The sequence below is a fragment of the Bradyrhizobium sp. CCBAU 45394 genome, from assembly GCF_028128655.1.
Taxonomy (GTDB): domain Bacteria; phylum Pseudomonadota; class Alphaproteobacteria; order Rhizobiales; family Xanthobacteraceae; genus Bradyrhizobium; species Bradyrhizobium diazoefficiens.
Genome location: NZ_LBIX01000156.1, coordinates 22,702 through 46,564 on the forward strand (window position 1 = coordinate 22,702; position 23,863 = coordinate 46,564).

The following is a 23,863-nucleotide window of genomic DNA, read 5'->3' on the forward strand; positions in this document are numbered from 1 at the left end:
CCGCCACTGTCATTCCCCGCGAAGGCGGGGAATCCAGTACGCCGCGGCCTCTCGGTTCAATCACGGCTGTCTCTGGAATACTGGATCGCCCGCTTTCGCGGGCGATGACAGCGGAATTCCAGGAGGCGCTATCGCCTCACCCAAAATACCGCGTCAGTATCCCCCGATACACCTTCGTCAGCTTTTCCAGATCCTTCACCGGCACGCGCTCGTCGACCTGGTGCATGGTCTGTCCCACCAGACCGAACTCGATCACCGGGCAGTAGCTCGAGATGAAGCGCGCGTCCGAGGTGCCGCCGCTCGTCGACAGCTCCGGCTTCCGCCCCGTGATCTCCTCGATCGCGGACACGGCGAGATCGGTGAACGGACCCGGCTTGGTCACGAACACGTTGGAGTTCGACGGCTCCCAGACGATGCGAGCCTTGATGCGGTTGCCGCAAGCCTTTGCCAGCCGCGTCTCGACCAGCTCGCGCAGGCTCGCTTGCGTATGGTTGTCGTTGTAGCGGATGTTGAATTTTGCGCGGGCCTCGCCGGGGATGACGTTGTTGGCCTTGTTGCCGACGTCGACCGAGGTGAATTCGAGATTGGAGGCCTGGAATTGCGCGCTGCCATGGTCGAGCGGCTCGTCGGAGATCGCCACGATCAATCGCGAAATGTCCGGCACCGGATTGGAGGCGCGGTGCGGATAGGCGACATGGCCCTGCACGCCGTCGACATACAGCGTGCCGGATTGCGAGCCGCGTCGGCCGACCTTGATGGTGTCGCCGAGCGTCTCGACATTGGAGGGCTCGCCCAGCACGCAATGATCGAATGTTTCGCCGCGCTCGGCGGCCCACTTCAGAAGTTTGATGGTGCCGTTGATGGAGACGTCTTCCTCGTCGCCGGTGATCAGGAACGAGATCGAACCCGTGCCGTCGCCGCGCGGCTTGCCGCCGTTGGCGGCGAGATGCTCCAGCACGGCTGCGACCGAGCAGGCGATGCCGCCCTTCATGTCGACCGCGCCGCGGCCGTGCAGAAAACCGTCCTTCACCTCGCCGGAGAATGCGCCGACGCTCCAGGCGCTCTCGTCGCCAGCCGGCACCACGTCGGTGTGGCCGGCGAAGGTGATGTGCGGCCCTTCGCTGCCGATCCGCGCATAGAGATTGTCGACGTCGGCGGTGCCGGGCTCGCTGAACGTCACGCGCTGGCAGGTGAAGCCGGCGGCGTTGAGGGCGTTTTCAAGCACCCCGAGTGCGCCGGCATCGGCCGGGGTTACCGAGGGGCAGCGGATGAGATCGCGGGCAATCGAGAGAGCATCGGTCATGCGCCCCGCTTAACATGCATGCCGCCGGGTGGGCTAGCACTGGGCGGGACAATTTCGATCTCGCGGCTCTGGTCCCAGCCTTGCGCAGGCGACGCGGCCGATGCCGAACTGTCCTCGATCTCGATGAGCGGATCGGGGCCGAACCGGTTGTGGCCCGAGGTGCCGGGCCGGCAGAACATTTCGACGAGGCCCCACAGCCACAGGAGCGAGGCGGCCAGGCTGAGCGGAAGCATCCAGTTTGAGTTGGGCAGCAGGTCCGCGAACTGGCTGAACAGGCCGGGCACGACGAAGAACGGAACGATCCACCAGCCGCTCCTGTCGCGATCGTGCAGTCGCTTGATCGTAGTCGCGAGATAAATCCAGAAGAACAGCGCCATGCAGGACGCCTTGAGGATCGAGGTCGCGCGATCGGCGGATGCCAGCGAGCGGGAGGCTCGGGGATCGACCAGCTTGAACAGGTCGTCGAGACCGAAGTCGAAATCGAGGTCGATGGCGAGCTTCAAGGTGGATCTGGTCCCTCCGAGGATCCCGATGACTTGACCGACGATCTCCAGCAAGCCCGCCAGCAGCGCGACGATCAGCAGCGCCTGCCACAGCAGGGCGCGGTTGATGCGGCCGTCGAAGCGGAAGAGGTACCAGGTCCAGTCCATGGCGAAGGTTCCGGGCGGCGGAGGCCGTCCGGGAATTGGTCGCGATGGAGGGAGGGAGGGTTCGATAGGTGCCGCAAGGGGCTCTTCACCTCTCCCCGCCTGCGGGGAGAGGTCGGATCGCCTCGGCGATGCGAAGCATCGTCCGGAGCGATCCGGGTGAGGGGGTACAGGTCTCACGGCAATCTCATCCGTGGAGAGAGGCCCTCACCCCAACCCTCTCCCCGTAAGAACGGGGACAGGGGGAGGAGAGAGTCTTAATCCCGCAGCAGCTCGTTGATGCTGGTCTTCGACCGCGTGCGCTCGTCGACGCGCTTGACGATCACGGCGCAGGCGGTGCTCGGGCCGATATGGCCGTTCTTCATCGGCTTGCCGGGCAGCGCGCCGGGCACGACGACCGAATATTCAGGCACTTCGCCGATGAAGACCTCGCCGGTGTCGCGGTCGACGATCTTGGTCGAGGCGCCCAGGAACACGCCCATGGCCAGCACCGCGCCCTTGCGCACGATCACGCCTTCGGCGACCTCGGAGCGCGCGCCGATGAAGCAATCGTCCTCGATGATCACGGGCTCGGCCTGCAGCGGCTCGAGCACGCCGCCGATGCCGGCGCCGCCGGAGATGTGCACGCGCTTGCCGATCTGCGCGCAGGAGCCGACGGTGGCCCAGGTGTCGACCATCGTGCTCTCATCGACGTAGGCGCCGAGATTGACGAAGGACGGCATCAGCACGACGTTCTTGGCGATGAACGCCGAGCGGCGCACCACCGCGCCCGGCACCGCGCGAAAGCCGGCATCGCGAAAACGGTTCTCGCCCCAGCCTTCGAACTTCGAGGGCACCTTGTCCCACCAGGTCGCCTGGCCCGGACCGCCGGGAATGACGCCCATGTCGTTGAGGCGGAAGGACAGCAGCACGGCCTTCTTCAGCCACTGATTGACCTTCCACTTGCCGTCGGCCCCGCGCTCGGCAACGCGTGCCTCGCCCTTGTCCAGAGTCTCCAGCACCTGGTCCACGGCCTCGCGCACCTCGCCCTTGGTCGAGGTCGAGATGCCGTCACGCGCATCGAAGGCGCTGTTGATGGTGGATTCGAGGGCGGACAGGGACATCGGGATTTCCTCTTCGGAACGGGAATTTTGACGGATTGGGGCGCTTTTTCGGGATTTGGCAGCGGAGAGTCAAGGCATACTCCGCTGTCGTCCTCCATCCCCCACCGTCGTCCTGGACCAGCGCAGCGAAGCGGAGCGGCGATCCCGGACCCATTACCCCAGCGAGGAGTTTAACGACGACTCGTGGTTGTCAGTCTCGCGCCGCAACCTCCCCCTGGGGTAATGGGTCCTGGCTTTCGCCAGGACGACGGCGGTCAGTGAGGCGACAACCCCGCCAAAAACCCCGCCAGATCATCCGTGACGTGGTCGACATGGGCGGCGTCGCGGCCCTCCAGTTCCCAGTCCTCGCGCACCACTTCCTTGGTGCCGTCGGGCACCACCAGCACGGTGGTCATGCCGAGCTCGTGCGGGACGGTGAGGTTGCGGGCGAGGTCCTCGAACATCGCGGCGCGGCTGGGATCGACGGCATGGTCGCCGAGGAATTTCCGGTAGGTTTGCGGGGCCGGCTTGGGCTCGAACTCGGCCGCGATGATGTCGAACACGCCGTCGAAATGGGTGGCGAGGCCGAGCCGCGCCAGCACCGCACCGACATGGTCGACCGAGCCGTTGGTCAGGATCAGCTTGCGTCCCGGCAGTTTTGCGATGGCCGCGCCGAGCGCCGGATTCGGCTCCAGCGGCGAATGGTCGATCTTGTGCACATAGGCGAGATAGTCGTCGGCACGCACGCCGTGCAGGGTCATCATGCCGCGCATGGTGGTGCCGAAGCGTCGGTAGTAGTCCTTCTGGATATGGCGCGCTTCCTCAGGGCTGACGTTCAGCCAGTTGCACACGAACTCGCCGATCCGCGTATCGACCTGCTGCCACAGATTGACGTGATGCGGATACAGCGTGTTGTCGAGGTCGAACACCCAGGTGTCGACATGGGTGAAGGCGCGGGGTGGGTTCATTGCAACTCTCTATCCGTTGACCGAGGCCGCGGCCCCGCCCTCAATCGTCGTCCTGACGAAAGCCAGGACCCATACTCCGCGACCGATCATTGGGGCAATCTGGTCGTCGTTCTTCGCCAAACCCGATCCTGGGGCAATGGGTCCTGGGTTTCGCCAGGACGACGGCGCAATGTGTAGCGCCATCATCACATCACGGCATAGCAAACCGCAGCGTCCTGCCGCCGCTCGACATGTCGACCGCGCCAAAACCCGTCGCCGCAAACCCGCGCGCGCCGCAATCGGTCTGCTCAACGGTCTCGAACTTGGTCTCGCGCGTGCAGAGCTGCTTCTCGCCGCCCCAGTTCAGCGGCTTGTCCTTCAGCTTGACGGCGCGGTTGTCGGCATCGACGGCTTCCGCGAAGCTGAAGATCTGCTTCGGCTGGCCGCTCACGTCGGGGTGCAGGCATTTGCCGGGGTCGATGCGGTACCAGCCTCGGCTCGTCACCGACTTGCCGTCGTCGGTGGCGATCGCCGCCATCACCTTGTGCGGGGTGTCGTTGCACCAGGTCAGGCCGCTCGGCGACGGCGTCTGCGTCGCGTCGACCATGGTCTTGAAGAAATTTGGCGACGACACGGCGTCGGACGGCAGCCCGCGGCTCTTCAGGAACGCAGCCAGCGCTGCTTGCGTCTTCGGTCCGTCGACACCGTCGATCGCGCCGACGTCATAGCCGATGATCACCAGCAGCCGCTGGATGCCGGCGAGGCGCGCCTGCTCGTCGTCATATTCGGAATCCTCGGCGAGATACGTCACCAGATTGCCGTCGTCGCCTTGCGTCGGCGTCACCTGCGTGAAGGGGACTTGCGTCTGGCCGCTGCGGCATTGCCGCGCGGCCGCAATGACGAAATTGTCCTGGGCGACGCACAGCATGTCGTTGCCGTTCTGCGGGATCGGCGAGGCGCCATAGACGCCGAGCGCGCGGGCATTGAGCAGGATGCGGTCGGCGGTCAGCGTGCCCTGCACCACCACGCGGCAGGTGGCGGGATCGATCCTGAACCAGCCGCGCGTCGCGGTCGCCGCCTTGTCGTCGATGCCGATCGCGGCCTCGACGACATAGGACATGCGGTTGCAGATCTTGAGGTCGGCGAAGGCGGGGGCGGAGGAGAAGACGAATGACACGGCCGCAGCCGGCAGCGTCATCAGGAAACGGGTCACGACCGAGCGACGATGCCGTCGCTCTCTCGGCTCGTCATGCCCGGGCTTGTCCCGGGCATCCACGTTCTTGGCGCGGGGCGAAAGATCGTGGATGGCCGGGACATTTTCGCGAAGACGCGCTTCGCGCTGTTGCCCGGCCATGACGCCGCTCTTTGTTCGCTCGCGCCTCACTTATGTATCAGCGTTCCCGTGCCCTGGTTGGTGAACAGCTCCAGCAGCACCGCGTGCTGCATCTTGCCGTCGATGATGACGACGCCCTCGACGCCCTGTTCGAGCGCGTAGATGCAGGTCTCGACCTTGGGGATCATGCCGCCGGAAATGGTGCCGTCGGCGATCAGTTTTCGCGCGTCTTTCACGGACAATTGCGGGATCAGCTTCTTCGACTTGTCGAGCACACCCGGCACGTCGGTGAGCAGCAACAGGCGCTTGGCCTTCAGCGCGCCCGCGACGGCACCGGCAAAGGTGTCGGCGTTGACGTTCAGCGTCTGGCCTTCCTTGGAGGTTGCGAGCGGCGCCAGCACCGGGATCAGCTCGTAGCCGATCAGCTGGTTGAGCAGCGTGAGGTCGACCTTCTCGGGGTCGCCGACGAAGCCGAGATCGATCGCCTTCTCGATGTTCGAGCCCGGATCGACGATGGTGCGCGTCGTCTTCGACGCCTTCACCATGTTGGCGTCCTTGCCGGATAGTCCCACGGCCTTGCCGCCGGCCTCGTTGATATAGCCGACGATCTGCTTGTTGACGGAGCCGGCCAGCACCATCTCCACGATCTCGATGGTCGCGGCATCGGTGATGCGCAGGCCGGCGGCGAATTCCGACTGGATGCCGAGGCGCTTGAGCATGGTCGCGATCTGCGGCCCGCCGCCATGCACGACCACCGGGTTGATCGCGGTCTGCTCCAGCAGCACGATGTCGCGGGCAAAGTTCTTCGCGGTCTCCTCGTCGCCCATGGCATGGCCGCCATATTTGATGACGATGGTTTCCTCGTCATACTGCTGCATGTGCGGCAGCGCTTCGGACAGGATGCGGGCCTGGTCGAGCGGGGAGATGTCGGTCATGAGGCGGATCTCGCTGGCGGGACTGTCGGGCCGCGTTCTATCCGATTGGCGGGGGCAGCGCAAAGTGGGTGTTGGTTCTTACCCTCCAGGGGAGGGGAAGATCGAGCGCTATTTCTGCGCCACCACGGCCGCCAGCGTCACCGCCAGCCAGCTCAAGATCATCACCGTCCCACCGGTCGGCGCCGCGTAGGGAAACAGCGAGTGCCCGGCAAATTGCCGCAAGGTGAGATCGCCCGCGAACAGCGCGGCGCCGCCTACGAAGCCGCACGCGGCAATGAGGCCAATTCCGCCGTGCAGAAGGCCGCGCGCGAGCAGCGCGACCGTCGCAAGTATGGCAGTTGCATGAAACAGCAGCATGGCGCTGGCGGAGGCAAGCCGGCTCGCGTCGCCGCCATGGGCGGAGGCGGCGGCCAGCGCGACGCCGGCGGCGCCCATCAAGCCGGCAAGCCCAATCAACAGGCGATGCGCGGCCATCACGAGCTCCGCTCTTCCAGCAGCTTCGCCATCGCGGCGCGCAGCTCGGCCATGCCCGTCGCGCTCCGCGACGAGGTCGCGAGCACGTTCGGGAACGCGGCCGGATGCTTGGCCAGCGCGGCCTCGGTCTCGGCAATGCGCGAGGCAAGCTCGGAGGGCTTCACCTGGTCGGCCTTGGTCAGCACGATCTGGTAGCTGACGGCGGAGCGGTCGAGCGTCCCGAGGATCTCGAGATCGACGTCCTTCAGGCCGTGCCGCGCGTCGATCAGCACATAGACGCGCGCGAGGCTGGCGCGCCCCAGCAGGAATTTATGAATCAGCTCGGTCCAGGACGCGACCTGGCTCTTCGGTGCCTTGGCGTAGCCATAGCCGGGCATGTCGACGAGGCGCAGGTCTTTCTTTCCGGGGACCTCGAAGAAGATCAGCTCCTGGGTGCGGCCCGGCGTGTGCGAGGTGCGCGCCAGCGCGTTGCGACCGGTGAGCGCGTTGATCAGGCTCGACTTGCCGACATTGGAGCGGCCGGCAAAGGCGATCTCCACCCCGTCCATCGGCGGCAGCGTCTGGATCGAGGGCGAGGCCCAGATGAACTGCCAGTCGCGCGCGAACAGCTTTCGCCCGGCCTCGATCAGCTTCGCATCTTTGTCGTCGGTCATGCGAAGCTCTTTGTTTCGCGGTCATTCCGGAGCGACGCGAAGCATCGAATCCGAAATCTCGAGATTCCGGGTCTGGTGCTTCGCACCATCCCGGAATGACGGAGTGGGTGACTTACGTCGCCTTCCTCGCGAACGTCGCCTTGAGATTGTCGAACAGCTCCACCTTCACGCCGTTGCGGCGCATGATGAAGCTCTGCTGGAGCACCGAGAGCGTGTTGTTCCAGGCCCAGTAGATCACGAGGCCCGCCGGGAAGCCCGCCAGCATGAAGGTGAAGATCAGCGGCATCCAGTTGAAGATCATCTGCTGGGTCGGATCCGGCGGCGTCGGGTTCAGCTTCATCTGGAACCACATCGTGATGCCCATGATGATCGGCCAGATGCCGAGCGCGAGGTAGTGGCCGAACACCGGAATCGTGGTCGGATCGAGCGGGATCAGCCCGAACAGGTTGAACAGATTGGTCGGATCCGGCGCGGAGAGGTCCTTGATCCAGCCGTAGAACGGCGCCTGCCGCATCTCGATGGTGACGAACAGCACCTTGTAGAGCGAGAAGAACACCGGGATCTGGATCACGACGGGAAGACAGCCGGCGACCGGATTGATCTTCTCCTTGCGGTAGATCTCCATCATCTCCTGCTGCTGCTTCACCTTGTCGTCAGGGTAGCGCTCCTTCAGCGCCTGAAGCTGCGGCTGGATCGACTTCATCTTCGCCATCGAGGCGTAGGACTTGTTTGCCAGCGGGAAGAACAAGAGCTTCACGATCACGGTCACGAGCAGGATCGAGATGCCGAAATTGCCGAAGAAGCGGTAGAAGAAGTCGAGGCCGAGGAACATCGGCTTGGTGATGAAGTAGAACCAGCCCCAGTCGATCAACAGGTCGAAATGGTTGAGGTTGAGTTCCTTGTTGTAGCCGCCGTGGCCGGCGAGCGGGAAGTTGATGCCGACCACGCCGGCTTCCTTGGCGCCGGCAAACAGCCGCGCATTCGCCGTCGCACTGCCGCCGATCGCGACGGTGACGGGATCGAGCAGATAGTCGGTCTGGTAGGTGTGGACGTTGCCGACCGGGTTCGACGAGAAGCGCGCCTGGAGCTGGGCACTGGTGTCCGGCAGCAGCGCCGAGGCCCAGTACTTGTCGGTCATGCCGAGCCAGCCATTGGTGGCCTTGAAGTTCACCGACTTGGCTTCGTCGATCTTCTTGTAGGCGTATTCCTGCAAGCCATCGAGATAGCCGATCAGGCCTTCATGCAGGATGTAGTAGCCGGAAACCTGCGGCGTGCCGTGACGCGAGATCAGCGCGAACGGATAGAGCGTGACCGGCGCGTTGCCGACATTGCTCACCTCGTCCTTGATGGTGAAGAGATAGTGGTCGTCGACCGAGATGGTGCGGCGGAAGGTGAGGCCCTCGCCATTGTCCCATTTCAGCACCGCCGGCGTCGTCGGTGTCAGGCTGCCGCTGCCGTCCTGCTGCCAGAGGGTCTGCGCGTCCGGCAGTTTCGCCGTCACGCCCGTGGCCGGCACCCAGCCGAACTCGGCGTAATAGGGCTCAGCGGTGCCCGAGGGCGAATACAGGACGATCGGCGGCGACTTCGGATCGACCGTTTCGCGATACTGCACCAGCGCGACATCGTCGATGCGGCCGCCCTTCAGCGAGATGCTGCCGGCGATCCGCGGCGTGTCGATCTTCACGCGCGGGCTGGCCGCAATCGCGGCGTCGCGGGCAACGACCGGCTGAGCCTGCTGGCCTGCTGCCGGCGTTGACGGCTGCGCGGCACCGCCGGATTGCGGCGTGGCCCCCGGCGTCGCGGAGGCCGTCGGCTGCGGCGTGGTCTTCTGGAGCTCGGCCTGCGCCTGCTGCTGGGCGCGCTGCTTCTCCATCGCCGGCACGTTGTAGAAATACTGCCAGGCGATCAGCACGAGGCCCGATAGAATGACGGCGAGGATGGTATTGCGATTGTCGGTCATCATCTAATGTCTCGTCATCAATCCGTTTTGCGGCTGGCAGCAGGAGCGGTGCCGGGCCTCTGGCCGCGTCCCTTTGACTGTTCCTTGGCCGTATGCCGCGCGGGCTTCGAGAACGCTATGCGCAGATCGTTGAGCATGGTGGCGAAGGGGCGCGACAACGCGTCCCTTCGGCCGACCAGCACATAATCATGATGGGGCTGCATTAACACCGGCTCGAGCCGCTTCACGAGTTCGCGAAGCCGGCGCCGGATGCGATTGCGCTCGGGGGCGTTGCCGTTCTTTTTGGTGACGGTGAAGCCGATTCTGATCGGGCCGCTGTCGTCGCGGGGGCGGCTTTGCAGGACGAACGCGGGACTATTCACCCGCGCGCCATTGGCAACGGCGAGGAAATCCGCCCGCTGCCTCAGCCGATCCATGATGAAATCCCAAAAAGGGGGTCTGGCTCAGGCGCTCAGACGCTTGCGGCCGCGGGCGCGGCGGGCGGCGAGAACCTTGCGGCCGCCGGCAGTGGCGAGACGGGCACGGAAACCGTGACGGCGCTTGCGCACCAGTTTGCTGGGTTGATAAGTCCGCTTCACGGGTTTTTCTCCGCTGACCGGGCAATTTGCCTGTAGAATTGATGGTAAAGTCCCAACGATGCGGCCCAAAACGGGCCCTTTTTCGGCCCCAAGAGAGCCGCTCCCGGCGTCACACCGGGTCATCGCGGACAATTCGGGCGGCTTATATGCGAGCGCTCCCTTTTCGTCAACGCCGCGAGAGCGCAGGATTGCGCTGAATATCGCTGATTGTGCGGGGTTTTTAATCGTTGAGGTGGCGACTCGCCTTATCAGCGCCTACATCCCACCTTGGGAGATTAGCGATCCGTAATTTGACCGGACCGGGGGCGGGCCGCATCCTTCCTCCGCCAGATCGTTCACCGGCCAACTCAGTCGGGCCAAGTCAGTGAGGACGAATTTCGTGGCAGCGACAGACCTCCAGCCGATCCAGGATACGGATCAGCGGGACCCGCCGGCGATGCGGCCGCGTGGGCCTGCCGGCTTGGGGCTGTCAGGCAAGCTGCTGCTGCTCACGGTCCCCCTGGTGATGATCGCGGCCATCCTGCTCTACGTGCCCGCCATCGCCAACTTCTGGGTCAACCGGCTGAACGACCGCGTGGCCGCCGCCAACACGGCGGCGCTGGTGCTCGACGCCGCCCCGCTCGGCATGGTTCCCGATTCGCTGTCGCGCGAGATCCTGAAAAGCATCAATGCCCGCGCCGTCGCCATCAAGATGGGCCAGCAGCGCCGGCTGCTCGCCAGCGACAATTTGCCCGCCGCGATCGAGCACGACGTTGATCTCCGCGACATGACCGTATGGGAGGCGATCACCGGCTCGATCCAGATGATGCTGGAGACCGGCAACCAGGCCATCCGCATCGTCGGCCCCGGCGTCGGCAACGCCCAGTTCGTCGAGATCGTGACCGACGAATTGCCGCTGCGGCAGTCGATGTACCGCTTCTCCCGCAATGTCGTCGTGGTCGCGCTGATCATCGGGGTCTTGACCGCGGGCCTCGTCTATCTCGCGCTCCACTATCTCTTCGTGCGGCCGATGCGGCGGCTCACCGCGAGCCTGGTCGGCTTCCACGAAAACCCCGAGAGCTCGGCGCGGATCATCGTGCCGAGCCAGCGCAGCGACGAGATCGGGGTCGCCGAACGCGAATTGTCGGACATGCAGCGCGATTTGATGTCGATGCTGCATCAGAAGAGCCGGCTTGCCGCCCTCGGCCTCGCCGTCTCCAAGATCAACCACGATCTGCGCAATCTGCTGGCGTCGGCGCAGCTTTTGTCGGACCAGCTTGCCAGCGTGCCGGATCCGCGGGTGCAGCGCTTTGCGCCCAAGCTCGTGCGTTCGCTCGAGCGCGCCATCGCCTTCTGCCAGTCGACGCTGTCCTACGGCCGCGCCCAGGAGGCCTCGCCCGACCGCCGCATGATCCTGATCGAGCCTGTCGTGCTCGAGGTGCGCGAGACCGCCGGCCTTGCCAGCGATGCCTCGATCGCCTGGGTCGCCGCGATCGAGCGCGGGCTCGCGGTCGATGCCGACCCCGACCAGCTGTTCCGCGTGCTGCTCAACCTCGTCCGCAACGCCGCCCAGGCGCTGGAAAGTCATTCCTCCGGCGACGGCGGCGCGCAGCAGATCCGGATCACGGGCAAGCGCGAGGGCGCCGTCGCCATCCTGGAGGTCTCCGACACGGGTCCCGGCGTCCCCCAGAAGACCCGGGACCATCTGTTCGAGGCGTTCCAGACATCGGGCCGTCCCGGCGGCAGCGGGCTTGGTTTGGCCATCGCCGCCGAGCTCGTCCGTGCCCATGGCGGCGACATCCACCTGGTCGAAGGCACCATCGGCGCCACCTTCCGGATCGTCATCCCCGACCGTCCCGTGGAACTGCTCTCCATCCGCAACGAACGGGCGCGGGCGTAAGTCGGTCAGCGGCCGAGCAACGGCGTCATTCCGGGGCGGCGCAAAGCGCCGAACCCGGAATCCAGAGGTTTGGGGCCGAGATTCCGCACGTCTCGCTTGGCGAGCCCGGAATGACCCGGGCGAAGTCGTCATTTCTCTACAAAATCTCCCCATCCCGGACCTTGCCAATCGGGACAAGAGCGGTTAGTCAGAGCGCTCTTTCGCACCCCTCCGGCGCTGTCCGGAGGCTGCCTGCGGGCCCAGCCCGCACTGTCCGCGAAAAACGCGCCCGTAGCTCAGCTGGATAGAGCATCAGACTACGAATCTGAGGGTCGGACGTTCGAATCGTTCCGGGCGCGCCATCTAACCCTTTGATCAGGCGATCATTTTGCGGATCCTTTGGGAGTAGCCCAGATTAAAATTCCCTTTTAGTCTGGGTTTTAGTCTGGGGAAGTGTTCGGATGGTCGGCCACACTGGTCTTCGATAAAATCAGCGTCGAGATGAACAGTGGCGCGCAGCCGCAGTCCCGGAGCCTTGCGCATTCGAGGCCCGCGTCTCGAGATCACTCGAGTACGTCGAGATACGCGGCGCGCGGTTACTGTTCTAATCGACGCAGCTGGGCGGCAAGGATTCCAATCCGCATCACAAGAAAGTCGGCGAGCGGCTGACAAGTGGGTGCGCTTGCTGGACTTCGACGAGCGCGTCGCGCCCAAGCTCGGCGACATCCTCAAGCGCGGCCATTGAATAAGGCGAGATCGAGGAGACATTGGCTTCACGCATCCGAATCCCTCGTGTGTACGCATCTGCCTTATTCGGGCCTTGAAACCAACAAACCGCTTTACGCAACTGGCAGTTGTTACTATCTTGTCACGGGCCAATCGAACGGGGTGGGCGCGTGTCTTCGGGGACGGAGACGGCCATCGCTATTCCTGAGGACGCGGCATGCACCTGTGCCGTGACAGTCATCGTCTACCTATTTCAAAACTTCATTTTTATCAATCGTCGCTCGCCTGGGCGGCGGTACTAGTGCCAGCATCGAAGAAGCATGCCGATCGACCCAGAACGCAGCGCGCACGTTTACGAGGCGTGCAGACTTACTGACCACCTCTTCGTGTTTAATCCGTATTTGCCGCAGCAGAACTTCTACTCGCAGCAGTTACGGGCGCTTGCGCTGGCGGCAGAGATTTCAGATCGGCATCTTGCCCCCGGTCATCGCAGCGTGTGCATCGTTGGGGCAGGCGTGGCTGGCAGAACCATCGCGGCCGCCTTCCGCAGCCTGGGAGCCGGCGTCACCATCGTCGACAAGGAGGTGGTCGACTTCAGGCATTACGCGAACGCGACGCATCGCGAGCTCCATCCGAACATCATCTTTTGGCCCTTTCAGGAGCCAACACCAGCCACCGAATTGCCGTTCATGAACTGGGCACAGGCGCCGGTCACGGAAGTCGTCGACGCGCTCAAGAAGGAATGGGAAGAGGGGTTCGCCAAGCACGTTGCATTCATCCACGCGGAAGTGGACGCTATCGATCGTAGGGCTAATCCGATCGAGATCATGCTCGCGGACGCCAAGAGGACAGTATTAAAGGCCGATATCTGCGTCCTTGCTACGGGCTTCGCAGCCGAAAGGCAGTTCGGCGAACTGCAGACCCCTCCCTATTGGTCGCCCTCATCGATCATCGAGAGCGGTAGGGAGTTCATGATTAGCGGATCGGGCGACGGCGGCCTCATCGACGCGCTTTCCCCGATACTCGGCAAGGACGTGACCAGGGCGGCGCACATTCTCGCGGCCCGGCTATCGAAAAAGCCGATGAAGGCGGATGTGAAGGCTATCGAAGACGAGCGGCGGGCACGCGTCATCCCCGGCACAAAAGACAGCCAGGATCTGTGCCCGTTCTACTCGGCCGTACATCTCGAAGAAGAAGATGCGGAAGAGATCAGGCCTTTCATAAAGCGCAATCCAGCGCCTGCTATCACGCTATTGCACGAGAGCAATAGTGCCTATTCTTTTTCGGCCGCACCCATCAACAAGCTTCTCCTTTCCCATTTCAGCAATGGTCCGTCCGCTTGCGTGACCCACGTGAAGGGCAGCCTTCGGACCGTCGATAACCGCGCGACCATGGTGCCGGACGCCGGCGGTTCCGAATGCATTGAGCCTCCGACGACGCGGTTCGCGAAAGTGATGGTGCGGCACGGTGCCCCACCGGCTGCGGCACGTATCCTCGATGACGCCGATCTGGCCCGTCTTGGGGAGCTGTCCTTCGCGCATCTCGATGCGGCCATACTGCCTGGGTACGACTCCGCGAAATACGGGTGGACGCGTAAAGGAGTAGGAAAGGCGGCCCTCAGCATGAAAGTGCTGGTGGATTCGCTCGAGCGTTCGCTCCATTCGATTTCCCGGGCCTACGATCTGGATTTCTCGAACGTTCGCCTCACGCGGATGAACATCGAGGGCGAGCCCATCAAAGTAAATTTACCTCCAACTGATACTAAACGAGCCGAAAGCTTCGATCTATTTCCGTTGATGGTTGGGCCTGTTCTGGTGGAGCTGGGCGAGCCCGACACTACGAGAGACATCGACTATGAAGACTGAGCTGAGGGGGCTGCGCGAACCGTCGAGCGTGAGCTCGAATGCCTTGCGCATAGGCACGCTGGTGAAGGTTCGGATCGACGGCAAGAGGGACGCCAAGATGATGCTGTCCGCTTTGGTCCGAAAAGGACCGGCGGTATTCGCACTCATGACGCCGCATTCCCGGGTCGGCAAGGTTCATTCCGGCCTTTGCGAGCTGGTCCGTGGGTCGGGGCGTTCTAACGTACGGGTGGGGCACTTCGTACCGGTCGTCGAAGTGCTGGGTGCCAAGTCTCCCGACATCGGTTTCCAGGCGGTCCAGCTCGAGGCATCCCCGCTTTTCAACGATCCCGTCCAGTCGTCTGAGAAGATGGTTACGGTCCGTGACTTCCGCAACAATCTGTGGGATCGGCCGAATTTCCGGATTAGACGCGTCAATGCGGAAGAAGTTCTTCCGATCGCCTCGGGTTCTCGTCGCAATCAGATAACCAGAGCAAAAAACAACAAGCTCGGCCGCTTGACCGGGGAGCTCTTCAAAGTGCGGATCAAAGATGGGAAGGAAGAGGATCTCCTCCTCCCGTATTGTGGCCTCGCCACCTCTCGTGGTCGTCCATTTGCGAACAAGCAAAGTGTCGGCGCCCCGGTCATATCGAAATCCGGAGCATTGTCGGGGTTCATCGTTGGTCGCAATACCCGCGAAAATCTGATCCTCCCTGTGGAGGAGTTGACGAAGGAGCAGTCGCTCTCGTTCGTTACGTTCGGAGAAGATTGGCCTAAGGTTCGCATCGCGGCCGAAAAGAACCGGACCAAGTAAAAAGCGCACTAGGCACCGCGAAAGTATCCCGCGACTGCAAATTCTCGAGGAAAACCTGATTTTCCCGCTGAAGTGTTGCCAGTTTCTCGGCGACGAGCTTCGCGTCGCTCATCTATGGTCGGCGCCGATCTCGACCTCAGCCGTCCGCGAGACGAGCGGTGCAAGGTCGATCTGTGACGCGCTACCACCTTGATACCAATATCATCAGGAACATCATAAAGCGGGATCCACCAGACACGCTATTGGCTCTGATGAGGGCGCAGAAAGACGATGACCTCTTCATTGCTTCGCTCACAGTCGCCGAAATCCGCCGAGGCTCTTAGAGAAACCGAAGGGAAAGAGGCGCAGCAGCCTTGAAACTTGGTTCGCGCACCCGGAAAGGTCCGCAAGCGCTGTTCGCCGGGAGTCCTATCGTCCGACGAGAAAGCTGGCCGCGTGTGGGCGCGGCTCACGGCCAACTCCAAAGCCCAAGGCGGTTTGCGAATTGCGCTGGACACAATATTGCCGCTGTAGCTGAAGCCAATGATTATCCTAACCGACAATGAAAAGGACTTCGAGGACGTTCAGATCATCAATCCGCTCCGTAGCTCTGGAAGCCAGCAGGTAGGCAGGTGACGTTAGCTCGAACGGTCCGGCTTCACTTCAAGGATTCAGCGGTACCGAGTTCGAGCGCCTCGTATTCGCCGACATCATGGCGGCCAAGACGATCGCGGGTTATATCCAGAGCCGAGGGTCTTCTCGACGGGAAATAATTCATACAGACCGCATACGCGGCAGGGGGGCTGAATGGTCGACTTTAAGAAGCTGCGGGAAAGCAAGGCGAAGCCAAAGCCCATCAACCCGCGCGAAATCTTTAATGCCCTGCCCAAGCCTCCAGGGATCAACGATCTCTACGCCAGCCAGGCAGAGGTGCTCGACAACTGGTTCGCGCGCCGGAACGAGCAGGATGTCGTCGTCAAACTCCACACAGGCGGCGGCAAAACGCTTGTCGCGCTGCTGATGGCGCAATCAGTGATGAACGAGATCGGCGAACCGGTGCTTTACTTAGCGCCGACAAACCAACTCGTCGGCCAGGTCCTTGCCAAGAGTCGTGAGTACGGTATCTCGGCGCAGCCCTACACGAAGGGGCAGCCGCTGCCCGCCGACTTCTATGATGGCAAGAGCGTGCTCGTCGGCGCCTATGAAACACTGTTTACCGGCCGCAGCAAGTTTGGTGTCCGCGGGGACGGACGGCCGCCGGTCAAAGTCGGCGCCATTGTCCTTGACGATGCGCATGTTGCCCTGACCTCGGTCCGCGAAGCCTTCACTCTGACCATTCCAGTGAAGGATCATGCCGACGTCTATGCCGACCTCGCCGGGCGATTTCGTGTTGCCTTTCGTGATGTTGGGCGCAGCGGCACCTTCTCCGACATTACGAACGGCAAAGATTATGGCGTGGTCGAGGTGCCAAGCTGGGCATGGAACCGCAAACTCCCGGAAGTGCAGCACTACCTCTCGCAACGTGTTGACGGGATCGATCCCTATGTCTGGCCGTTCCTGCGCGACAATCTCGCGTTCTGCCATTGCCTCTTCAGCCGCACTGCTGTGGCGATCACACCGATTTTCCCCCCTGTCGATCTTGTTCCCACCTTTGAAGATTGTCCGCGCCGTATCTACATGTCCGCCACGATCGCCGACGACAGCGAGATCGTGCGCACATTCGGCGCTTCGCCGGAGGCCGTCGCCAAGCCCATCACATCGACGTCACTCGCCGGCGTCGGCGAGCGAATGATCCTCGTCCCGGAGCTAATGAAGCTTGGGGGCGCTGCCATCACTCCGATGGTCAAAGGCATTTCGACCTGGCTTGCGCAACACAAGAAAGGCGTCGCAATTCTCGCGCCGTCAGGCCCTGTGGCAAAAACCTGGACGGATGTGGCGACCTATCCAGAGACGACAAAGGCGGTCACGGAGCGAATCGCGGAGATGCAGTCAGGTTCATCTTTCGGCCCCATCGTCCTTGCCAACCGGTATGACGGGATAGACCTCGCGGGCGACTCGTGCCGTTTCCTCGTGATGGACAATCTTCCACAGGGCTCCTCGAACTACGACGTTTTCCGAATGAATGTCGTTGCCGATTCCGCCGTCGCATCCCTGCTAGCCCAACGGATCGAGCAGGGTATTGGTCGCGGCGCGTGGAGGCGGCGATCACTGCGTTGTTATGCTGATCGGCAGTAAGCTCGTTGCCTGGATCGGCCGCAAAAACAATCTGGCGCATTTGACCGCGAGTACGCGCGTTCAACTCAAGATGGGTCAGGAGGTCAGCGAAGCAGTTGGAAACTCTCAAGAAGTCGGCCAGACTATATTGAAATGCCTGAATCGTGATCCCGATTGGGTCGCTTATCACGCGTCTGAATTGGCCGATGCGGCGCATGCGGCCCCGGTCGATAAGCTGGCGCTCAAGGTCGCCGGCATCGAAAGGCGTGCTTTTCGCCAACAGCGACTCGGACAGTTCGAAAACGCTATCCAGACTCTGGAGAAGCTGATCGCCGATAAAGAGCTTGCTGACGACGCGGAGCGTCGGGCCTGGCTCTGCGCGTTAACTGCACGTATTGCCTATCAAATGGAAGACGAAAGTCGCGGTCAGAAACTTCAAACGAGCGCTTACACGGTCAACAACAATCATTCGCCGCCGAAGATCAGGCCTGCCTACGTGCCGCGTCCGGTCCCGGGCAGGCAGTCGGCAGCGATCGTCAGCCGCATGCTCGAGTACGATCAACGCGGCGCCATGATCGCCGAATTCGACGAAGCGGTGGCCGAGCTAGTGCCGGAGGCCTCGGCCAGCCGGTACGAGGAAGCTCTTGCTAACCTCGGCGCGTTCCTTGGCTTTGAAGCGGAAAGGCCCGAGAAGATCCATGGCGTCGGCCCCGACGTTCTCTGGAGAACAGATGGCGCCTTCGACTTCGTGATCGAGGCGAAAAGCGAGAAGGAAGAAGGCAATCCTCTGTACAAAAAAGACCATGCCCAGCTCTTGGAAGCCGAGCATTGGTTCAAGAATGCCTATCCAGGCCGCGCTGCGCTTCGCGTCTCGGCGCTCCCTGAGGCGGTTGCCGACGCTAAGGCGACGCCCGTGGGCAGCTTCGCCCTGCGTCTCGATGAGATCACGAAACTAGTGGGCGCTCTGCGAGGAGTTCTGCTCGAACTAGTGTCCAGTTCTGGAAAATCGGACGCTCTGCGAGAACGATGCGAATCTGCACTTGTGAAGGCATGTCTGAAGCCTGAAGGGATCAAGGCTAGTTTCCTCAAGCCGTTCGGCAAAATGACGAAGGGGGCCTAGCCGCGTAATTGCGTCTAGACACTGGATTGTTGCGCCTAGAATCTTCGCGCTCGAAAGGGGCCTTTGGCGAACCAGGTCCCAGAGGAAGCACTTGAGCGGCGCAACCCAAGAGGCATGTCAGTTGCCATGGCCGATCGTGGTCATCACGACATGGCTGGTTCTGGCTTATGGCCGGTCGCGCCGACGCGCATCCCCATGTGGCTGACCTTTCACAGCGAACCCGCCGGCTCTCAGCTTGCTGGATTGGTCCGCTGGGTAGGATGCAAGGCCGACTTCTCACCGCCTCACTGGGCAACACACTTTACCCGAGAAGTCGGGTATGATACCCGTTTTTTTAAGAAGGTCGGGTATTGTACCCGATTTTGAGAGGAGGCGGTCCTGCGGTTAGTTGCCACTCCGGTCGCCTCACGACTAACGGGCCTCTCGACGGAGAAGCTTCGCGAGTGGACGAGTCGTCGTGCCTTAATTCCAGCGGACGTACGCCCGAAGCAAAAGGGATCTCCCGCGAAGTTCACGTGGCAAACCATTCTGGTTCTCAGATTAGCGGTGCTGCTGCGCGACCAATTCGCTGTCGAACTTCAGGCACACAAGGCGGCCTTCGCCGCTTTGCGCAAGGATCTGCGGTCCACCTCATTCATAGGGCTTTGGGGGAGTCGCTTGGCCCTAGCCCCAAGGGGGAAGTGGTTCTTCCTGGACGAAGACACCCCGGCTTCCGATGTCGACGCTCTTATTGTCCATCTGGATCCACATCTCGCTGTCATACGGGACGGCTTTGCCCTTCCCGATGCCGCCACGGCGGCCGGACAATTCGATCTGTTCTCATTGCCGACGATGCACAGCCAAGTGCGCGCCCCGCAGCATCAACGATCACCTGCGGCTAACCGGAGGCGGTCGGCATGATCAGCCACCTGGCTAGGGGGGCGGCCGGCTCGATTTCACACACGCGCCCGTTCCTGTTATGTTCTCGCGCGGAGGCATAGCACCGTGACAGCGAACGTCCAGAAATGGCTCGATAAGCTTGGCTACTCGGCGGAGTCAGCCGTGTTGCACGTCCGCGGGGCGGCAGTACGCGAGACCCATCCCTACGCTCTCGAGATCAACGCGCTTCTCAGGCCGGACGGCGCTATCCGTGCCCAGGCGGTATTCGACGTCGAGGGCGTTCCCACGGTTGTCTTCGTTGGCGACGACGAGAAACCACTTCAGCCAGGCGCTTTGAACGATGCGCGCAAACGCATCTGGAACCAAAATCTAGCAACAGTCGTGATCGAGTTGAAAGGCGAGGAGGCGCTCGCGCTTCCTGCTCGAAAGCTTAACCAAGCCGGCGAGCGCCTGCACCTCAATGAAGCGCGCCCGGATGGCCCATTCTCAGCTCTTGATGTCGCGACGGCCAACCTCTCCAGGAGGTTACCGAAGTGGTTTGACGTGAAGGCGCGCGTAGATCGTAAGCTACTCGCAAATCTGTCCGCGACTGTGGCGAAGCTGACCGATAGCGGCTTCACTGGGATAGCGCCGGGCAGCATTCCCAGGCGGCTTGCTGAATTGCTAATGGGGCAGGTGCTATTCCTTTCCTACCTCGAACACCGGGAAATCATTGGTGCGACGTATCGCGAGCGCCGAGCTGTCGCGGAGCTGCATGGTCTAGTCGCACAGCACGACCGCGAAGGAGTCCGAGCGCTGATCGACTGCTTGAGAAGCGACTTCAATGGCGATTTTCTCGGGGATGATCGACACGATCCGTGGATCGCGCTTTCCGATGAAGGGTTCAGCCTTCTCAACCAGTTCCTTCGTCGAACCGATATGCAGACAGGACAGGGGGACTTCTGGAACTACGATTTCAGCTACATCCCTGTAGAACTGCTATCGGGTCTTTACGAAAAGTTTTTAACACCAGAGCAGCAGGCGAAGGAGGGTGCCTATTACACACCCCGTAACCTCGCGATGCTCGCGGTTGATCAAGCACTCGCGGCAGCGTCCGACCCGCTCGCCGAAACCATTTTCGATGGTGCCTGCGGCTCGGGCATTTTGCTCACCACGACTTATCGCAGACTCATCGCCTTGTCGGAAGCGAAGGAAGAGCGACGTCTCGGATTCGCCGAACGCAGCAAACTTCTGAAGCGTAGCATTTTCGGTGGCGACATAAACTTCATGGCGTGCCGCGTCACGGCGTTCAGCCTTTATCTATCGCTGCTCGAAGGATTGGATCCTGCTGACATCCTTGCGGCCCAGGAGCTCGACGGGACGAAACTCCCCTCACTCAACGGGAGCAACCTTGTTCATGGACATGAGAACGCTGACTTTTTCAAAGACTCGCACAGCTTCCACGGTCGCCGCTTCTCGTTGATTATCTCGAATCCGCCATGGGCTGAGCCGGAAGGGGAAGATCGTACCTCGGCCGACGACTGGGCTGATAGGGCCGGCGCCCCGTACGTTCGCCGCCAGATTGCCGGCGCCTATGCCCTGCGTGCGCGCGAATTCCTGTCCGATACCGGACGAGTATGCCTCATCCTGCCGATTGGCCAATTCCTTGGAGCCTCAAGCGCGACTTTCGTTTCGCGCGCGTTTAGCGCCTATCGTCCGACGCGCTTGATCAACTTCGGTGACTTGCAGGGACTGCTATTTCCAACGGCCGAAAACACGTGCCACGTCTTCCTCGGTGAGTATCGAGCTGAGGAGTCCGCGCGTATCCCGTTTGATGAGACCTTCGAATATCTCGTTCCAAAGGCCGATCTTAGCTTGGCGCTCGGTCGGCTGACTATGCAGTCTGCCGATCGACACGCGCTGCAGACGCGTTCCGTAGCCGACGATCCACAACTGCTCGTCACCATGATGTGGGGGGATGCCAGCGATCTTGCCATTTGGACTAGGCTAACCCTGTTAGGCACCTTTGCTGACTTCTGGCGAGGACCACGCGAGTTCCGACGCTGGGTTTATCGCAAGGGCATTCATCTCAACGACAAAAGCCGCGAGGCCGTTGATCCAGGTGAATTGCGCGAGAAGCCCTTCGTGCCGATTGCAGCCTTGAGCGCTGGCTCGCCAGTGCTTCATCCCGTCTTGCTGTCTAAATGGCCTAACACACAGGATTCCGTCGTCGGGTTGAACGATGCGATACTCTCGGTGTTCGACGGCCCACGCGTATTGTTCCCAGATGGTTTCTCCAGGGGGGAGCAAAATATTCGCGCGGTTTACTATGACGGACCAGCGAGCTTTACTCACAGCATCGGAGTGATCGCAGGTAAGAATGAGGATGCTGCGCTCCTGCAGTTTGCCGCGGTCTATCTGCGTTCGACGCTCGCGCGCTACTTCTTGATGATGCGTGGCTGGAAGATGCTCTGCGAGCGGAACGGCGTGCATCTCACCGAAGTCGAGGCTTTTCCGTTTTTTGGACCTGAAGATGCTCCGGATGCAGCGGCCGCCGCGTCCGCACTGGAAACTGTTCAAATGCACATGGCCGCTCTCACCGCGTTGCCCGAACTGGAACAAGGTCGTCGATACGCTGAACTGCGTGATGAACTCGACAATGCAATTTTTGAATATTTTGGTCTAACCGTGGAGGAGCGGACGCTCGTCCGCGAAACCGTCGAGATTCTAATGCCCTCGATTCGTCCACGAAGTTTCAAGAGCCTCGATACTCCCGCACAGCATCGAGCCGACGACAAAGATTTCGGCATATACGCCAGAGCGCTTGCGGAATCCTTGACTTCCTGGCGAACCAAGACACGAGGCCGCGGCCGCTTCCGTGTGAACGTTGTCGCGAATGATCCGGCGCGCTCGGGGCCGTCGGGGATTGTGCGTGTTACCTATTCCACTCAATCTACAGATTCGCCCGAGGTGAGCACTTCAGTGAGCGATGAGTTGGTCCTAGAAACACTCGCGCACTTGCGAGAGGCGGGTCTTCGCGTCATCGCCTCCGGCGACTTCCTCGCCCTCATGCCAGACGTTCACCTCTGGATCCACGACACATTCTATCTCGTACGACCACTCACACGGAGAAGTTGGACGGTTCGCCAGGCGCTGCGGGACGCGGAACACATCGTGCGCAGCGTTCAGTCCCCCAAGAAGGTGGCGACAGCGTGACGGCACCTATTGATTGGCTAAAGGCTTTCCCGATCCAGCCAGCGACAGAGGCTGTCGAGGCCCTGCGCGAAGGATGGTCCAAACTGGCGGCACGACCTCGGCCGGACTTCAATCCCAAGACTAAGGAAGACGGTCTTACCAAACGCCTCAAGGTCTATGTCGAAAACCATGTCGCTCGGGAACGGGGACTACTCGGGATGTGGGCTGCAGAGGACATTATTGGTGACGTCGACCCAAAAACCGGCGCGATGGTCGAAGAGCGGCGCACCGATATCGTTTATGGCTGGAATAACGACGTTCAAGCCATGAAGCTCGTCTTCGAGTTCAAGCGCCTCGGTAAACAGAAGAAACACCGCGACCATTATCTGCGAGACCAGGGGTTGGGCCGGTTTGTGACTGGGATCTACAGCCGGAAACAGGCCGTAGCTGCAATGGTTGGCATTCTACTCGACCCAGAAGATGATGTCGTGCCGCCCATTAGGAAAGCGCTTGAGGACGCCGCTCTCGGGACCGCTTTGCGTTTGTGCCAAACCCCGGATGGGCAGCCCTATGCTCGACCGTCTATTCTGTTCGCAGGAGCAGACTTCGATACCGAGCATGAACGCGACGCCAGTTTGGCGCCTACACATGGCACGATCCGAGTCTCGCATTTTTTTCTCCCCTTTGGATATCCGACCACCACGCAGAAGCCGAAAAACGGAGCTGGGATGTAGCCATTTATCGCGTACGATAGTTGAGCGACGGACGGCGATCATCAGCGGCTACAATGTTGCGGCCGGCTCGCCCTTCTGGCGGTTCACTGCTCGCCTGTTGATCTCGCTAATGCGTCACGAAAGGCGACCGCTCGATTTTGTTGTAAACTCAAATCAGGAACCGGTGGAATTACGGCTCGACCCGCTCCGTTGACGCAGAAACGAGAGTAACGTGTCGGTGTATTTCCTTGGCAAGGATGAAAAATGGATGCTCCCCGATCAAGATCGGGGTAGCGAGGAAGATTGAGGCGAGCACGCGAAATCTTCAGACCGGAAATCCGCTGAAGTTACGGTTTCTCGGCTGGATCGCGACACCTCAAGGACGTCCAGCTCGAAGGAAATCTGAAGAAGCACTTCCACGCAGCCCGCCTGCGTGGGGAATGGTTCGATATCGAACCGGCCGATATCCCGCCCTTCCTCGTGCGAGCCGGTCGCGACGGATTCGTCGCCAAAAACGCCGATGCCTTTCGAATCATCGGATATGATCGCGACGCGGTGCCTAAATATCTCTGGTGTGTGGGAATGGGCTGATCATGAGATCGACGAGTGCTGCCCCTTCTGTGGCATGCATTC

Annotated in this window: 19 protein-coding genes, 1 tRNA gene and 1 pseudogene; 9 read left to right on the forward strand and 12 right to left on the reverse strand. The window is 61.7% G+C overall.

Features of this window, described 5'->3' with window-relative positions:
• Positions 1–136 precede the first annotated feature (136 nt).
• The 11 genes from dapE to rpmH all read right to left on the reverse strand — a co-directional run bounded on the left by dapE (position 137) and on the right by rpmH (position 9,912).
• Complete coding sequence (dapE, locus tag WN73_RS17420; protein ID WP_028175979.1) at positions 137–1,303, reverse strand: succinyl-diaminopimelate desuccinylase; 1,167 nt, start codon at positions 1,301–1,303, stop codon at positions 137–139.
• The gene (locus WN73_RS17425) at positions 1,300–1,953 is read right to left on the reverse strand and encodes a DUF805 domain-containing protein (RefSeq protein ID WP_271553968.1); all 654 of its coding nucleotides are present in this window, start codon (positions 1,951–1,953) and stop codon (positions 1,300–1,302) included. Before WN73_RS17425 ends, dapE begins: the two co-directional genes overlap by 4 nt.
• Before the next feature lie 254 nt (positions 1,954–2,207).
• The gene (gene dapD, locus WN73_RS17430) at positions 2,208–3,053 is read right to left on the reverse strand and encodes a 2,3,4,5-tetrahydropyridine-2,6-dicarboxylate N-succinyltransferase (protein WP_011090826.1); all 846 of its coding nucleotides are present in this window, start codon (positions 3,051–3,053) and stop codon (positions 2,208–2,210) included.
• 254 nt (positions 3,054–3,307) lie between these two features.
• Positions 3,308–4,000 (reverse strand): pyrimidine 5'-nucleotidase, encoded by a 693-nt coding sequence (locus tag WN73_RS17435; protein ID WP_271553969.1) that lies wholly within the window; start codon positions 3,998–4,000, stop codon positions 3,308–3,310.
• Between the two features lie 190 nt (positions 4,001–4,190).
• Positions 4,191–5,177 (reverse strand): DUF1036 domain-containing protein, encoded by a 987-nt coding sequence (locus WN73_RS17440; RefSeq protein ID WP_028175983.1) that lies wholly within the window; start codon positions 5,175–5,177, stop codon positions 4,191–4,193.
• 182 nt (positions 5,178–5,359) lie between these two features.
• A complete protein-coding gene (gene argB / locus WN73_RS17445; protein ID WP_011090823.1) occupies positions 5,360–6,247 on the reverse strand; it encodes an acetylglutamate kinase in 888 nt (295 codons plus the stop codon).
• Positions 6,248–6,355: 108 nt separating this feature from the next.
• Positions 6,356–6,721, reverse strand: coding sequence for a DUF423 domain-containing protein (locus WN73_RS17450; protein ID WP_038966082.1), 366 nt, complete (start codon positions 6,719–6,721; stop codon positions 6,356–6,358).
• Complete coding sequence (yihA, locus tag WN73_RS17455) at positions 6,721–7,374, reverse strand: ribosome biogenesis GTP-binding protein YihA/YsxC (protein WP_011090821.1); 654 nt, start codon at positions 7,372–7,374, stop codon at positions 6,721–6,723. The genes WN73_RS17450 and yihA overlap by 1 nt, the downstream gene beginning before the upstream one ends.
• Positions 7,375–7,486: 112 nt before the next feature.
• The gene (yidC, locus tag WN73_RS17460; RefSeq protein ID WP_038966085.1) at positions 7,487–9,334 is read right to left on the reverse strand and encodes a membrane protein insertase YidC; all 1,848 of its coding nucleotides are present in this window, start codon (positions 9,332–9,334) and stop codon (positions 7,487–7,489) included.
• Between the two features lie 17 nt (positions 9,335–9,351).
• On the reverse strand, positions 9,352–9,750 hold the full coding sequence (gene rnpA / locus WN73_RS17465) for a ribonuclease P protein component (RefSeq protein ID WP_271553970.1): 399 nt from the start codon (positions 9,748–9,750) through the stop codon (positions 9,352–9,354).
• A 27-nt stretch (positions 9,751–9,777) separates the two neighbouring features.
• On the reverse strand, positions 9,778–9,912 hold the full coding sequence (gene rpmH, locus WN73_RS17470; RefSeq protein ID WP_008542748.1) for a 50S ribosomal protein L34: 135 nt from the start codon (positions 9,910–9,912) through the stop codon (positions 9,778–9,780).
• Positions 9,913–10,291: 379 nt separating this feature from the next.
• On the opposite strand from rpmH, the gene WN73_RS17475 reads away from it, so the two are divergent.
• Together WN73_RS17475 and WN73_RS17480 are read left to right on the forward strand one after the other, a co-directional pair.
• A complete protein-coding gene (locus WN73_RS17475; protein ID WP_028175987.1) occupies positions 10,292–11,791 on the forward strand; it encodes a sensor histidine kinase in 1,500 nt (499 codons plus the stop codon).
• A 264-nt stretch (positions 11,792–12,055) separates the two neighbouring features.
• Positions 12,056–12,132 (forward strand) — tRNA-Arg (locus WN73_RS17480).
• Between the two features lie 281 nt (positions 12,133–12,413).
• Here the strand turns inward: WN73_RS17480 and WN73_RS17485 are convergent.
• Complete coding sequence (locus WN73_RS17485; protein ID WP_271553971.1) at positions 12,414–12,551, reverse strand: hypothetical protein; 138 nt, start codon at positions 12,549–12,551, stop codon at positions 12,414–12,416.
• A 265-nt stretch (positions 12,552–12,816) separates the two neighbouring features.
• On the opposite strand from WN73_RS17485, the gene WN73_RS17490 reads away from it, so the two are divergent.
• The 7 genes and pseudogenes from WN73_RS17490 to WN73_RS17520 all read left to right on the forward strand — a co-directional run bounded on the left by WN73_RS17490 (position 12,817) and on the right by WN73_RS17520 (position 23,251).
• Complete coding sequence (locus tag WN73_RS17490) at positions 12,817–14,361, forward strand: hypothetical protein (RefSeq protein ID WP_271553972.1); 1,545 nt, start codon at positions 12,817–12,819, stop codon at positions 14,359–14,361.
• A complete protein-coding gene (locus WN73_RS17495; RefSeq protein ID WP_271553973.1) occupies positions 14,351–15,151 on the forward strand; it encodes a hypothetical protein in 801 nt (266 codons plus the stop codon). Before WN73_RS17490 ends, WN73_RS17495 begins: the two co-directional genes overlap by 11 nt.
• Before the next feature lie 173 nt (positions 15,152–15,324).
• Positions 15,325–15,766, forward strand: a pseudogene (locus WN73_RS17500) (PIN domain-containing protein).
• 171 nt (positions 15,767–15,937) lie between these two features.
• Positions 15,938–17,365: a DEAD/DEAH box helicase family protein gene (locus WN73_RS17505; RefSeq protein ID WP_271553974.1), complete on the forward strand. Its 1,428-nt coding sequence runs from the start codon at positions 15,938–15,940 to the stop codon at positions 17,363–17,365.
• On the forward strand, positions 17,349–18,464 hold the full coding sequence (locus tag WN73_RS17510) for a hypothetical protein (protein ID WP_271553975.1): 1,116 nt from the start codon (positions 17,349–17,351) through the stop codon (positions 18,462–18,464). Before WN73_RS17505 ends, WN73_RS17510 begins: the two co-directional genes overlap by 17 nt.
• A 984-nt stretch (positions 18,465–19,448) precedes the next feature.
• Positions 19,449–22,538, forward strand: a complete 3,090-nt coding sequence (locus WN73_RS17515; protein WP_271553976.1) for an N-6 DNA methylase — start codon at positions 19,449–19,451, stop codon at positions 22,536–22,538.
• On the forward strand, positions 22,535–23,251 hold the full coding sequence (locus WN73_RS17520) for a Fis family transcriptional regulator (RefSeq protein WP_271553977.1): 717 nt from the start codon (positions 22,535–22,537) through the stop codon (positions 23,249–23,251). The genes WN73_RS17515 and WN73_RS17520 overlap by 4 nt, the downstream gene beginning before the upstream one ends.
• Positions 23,252–23,863 lie beyond the last annotated feature (612 nt).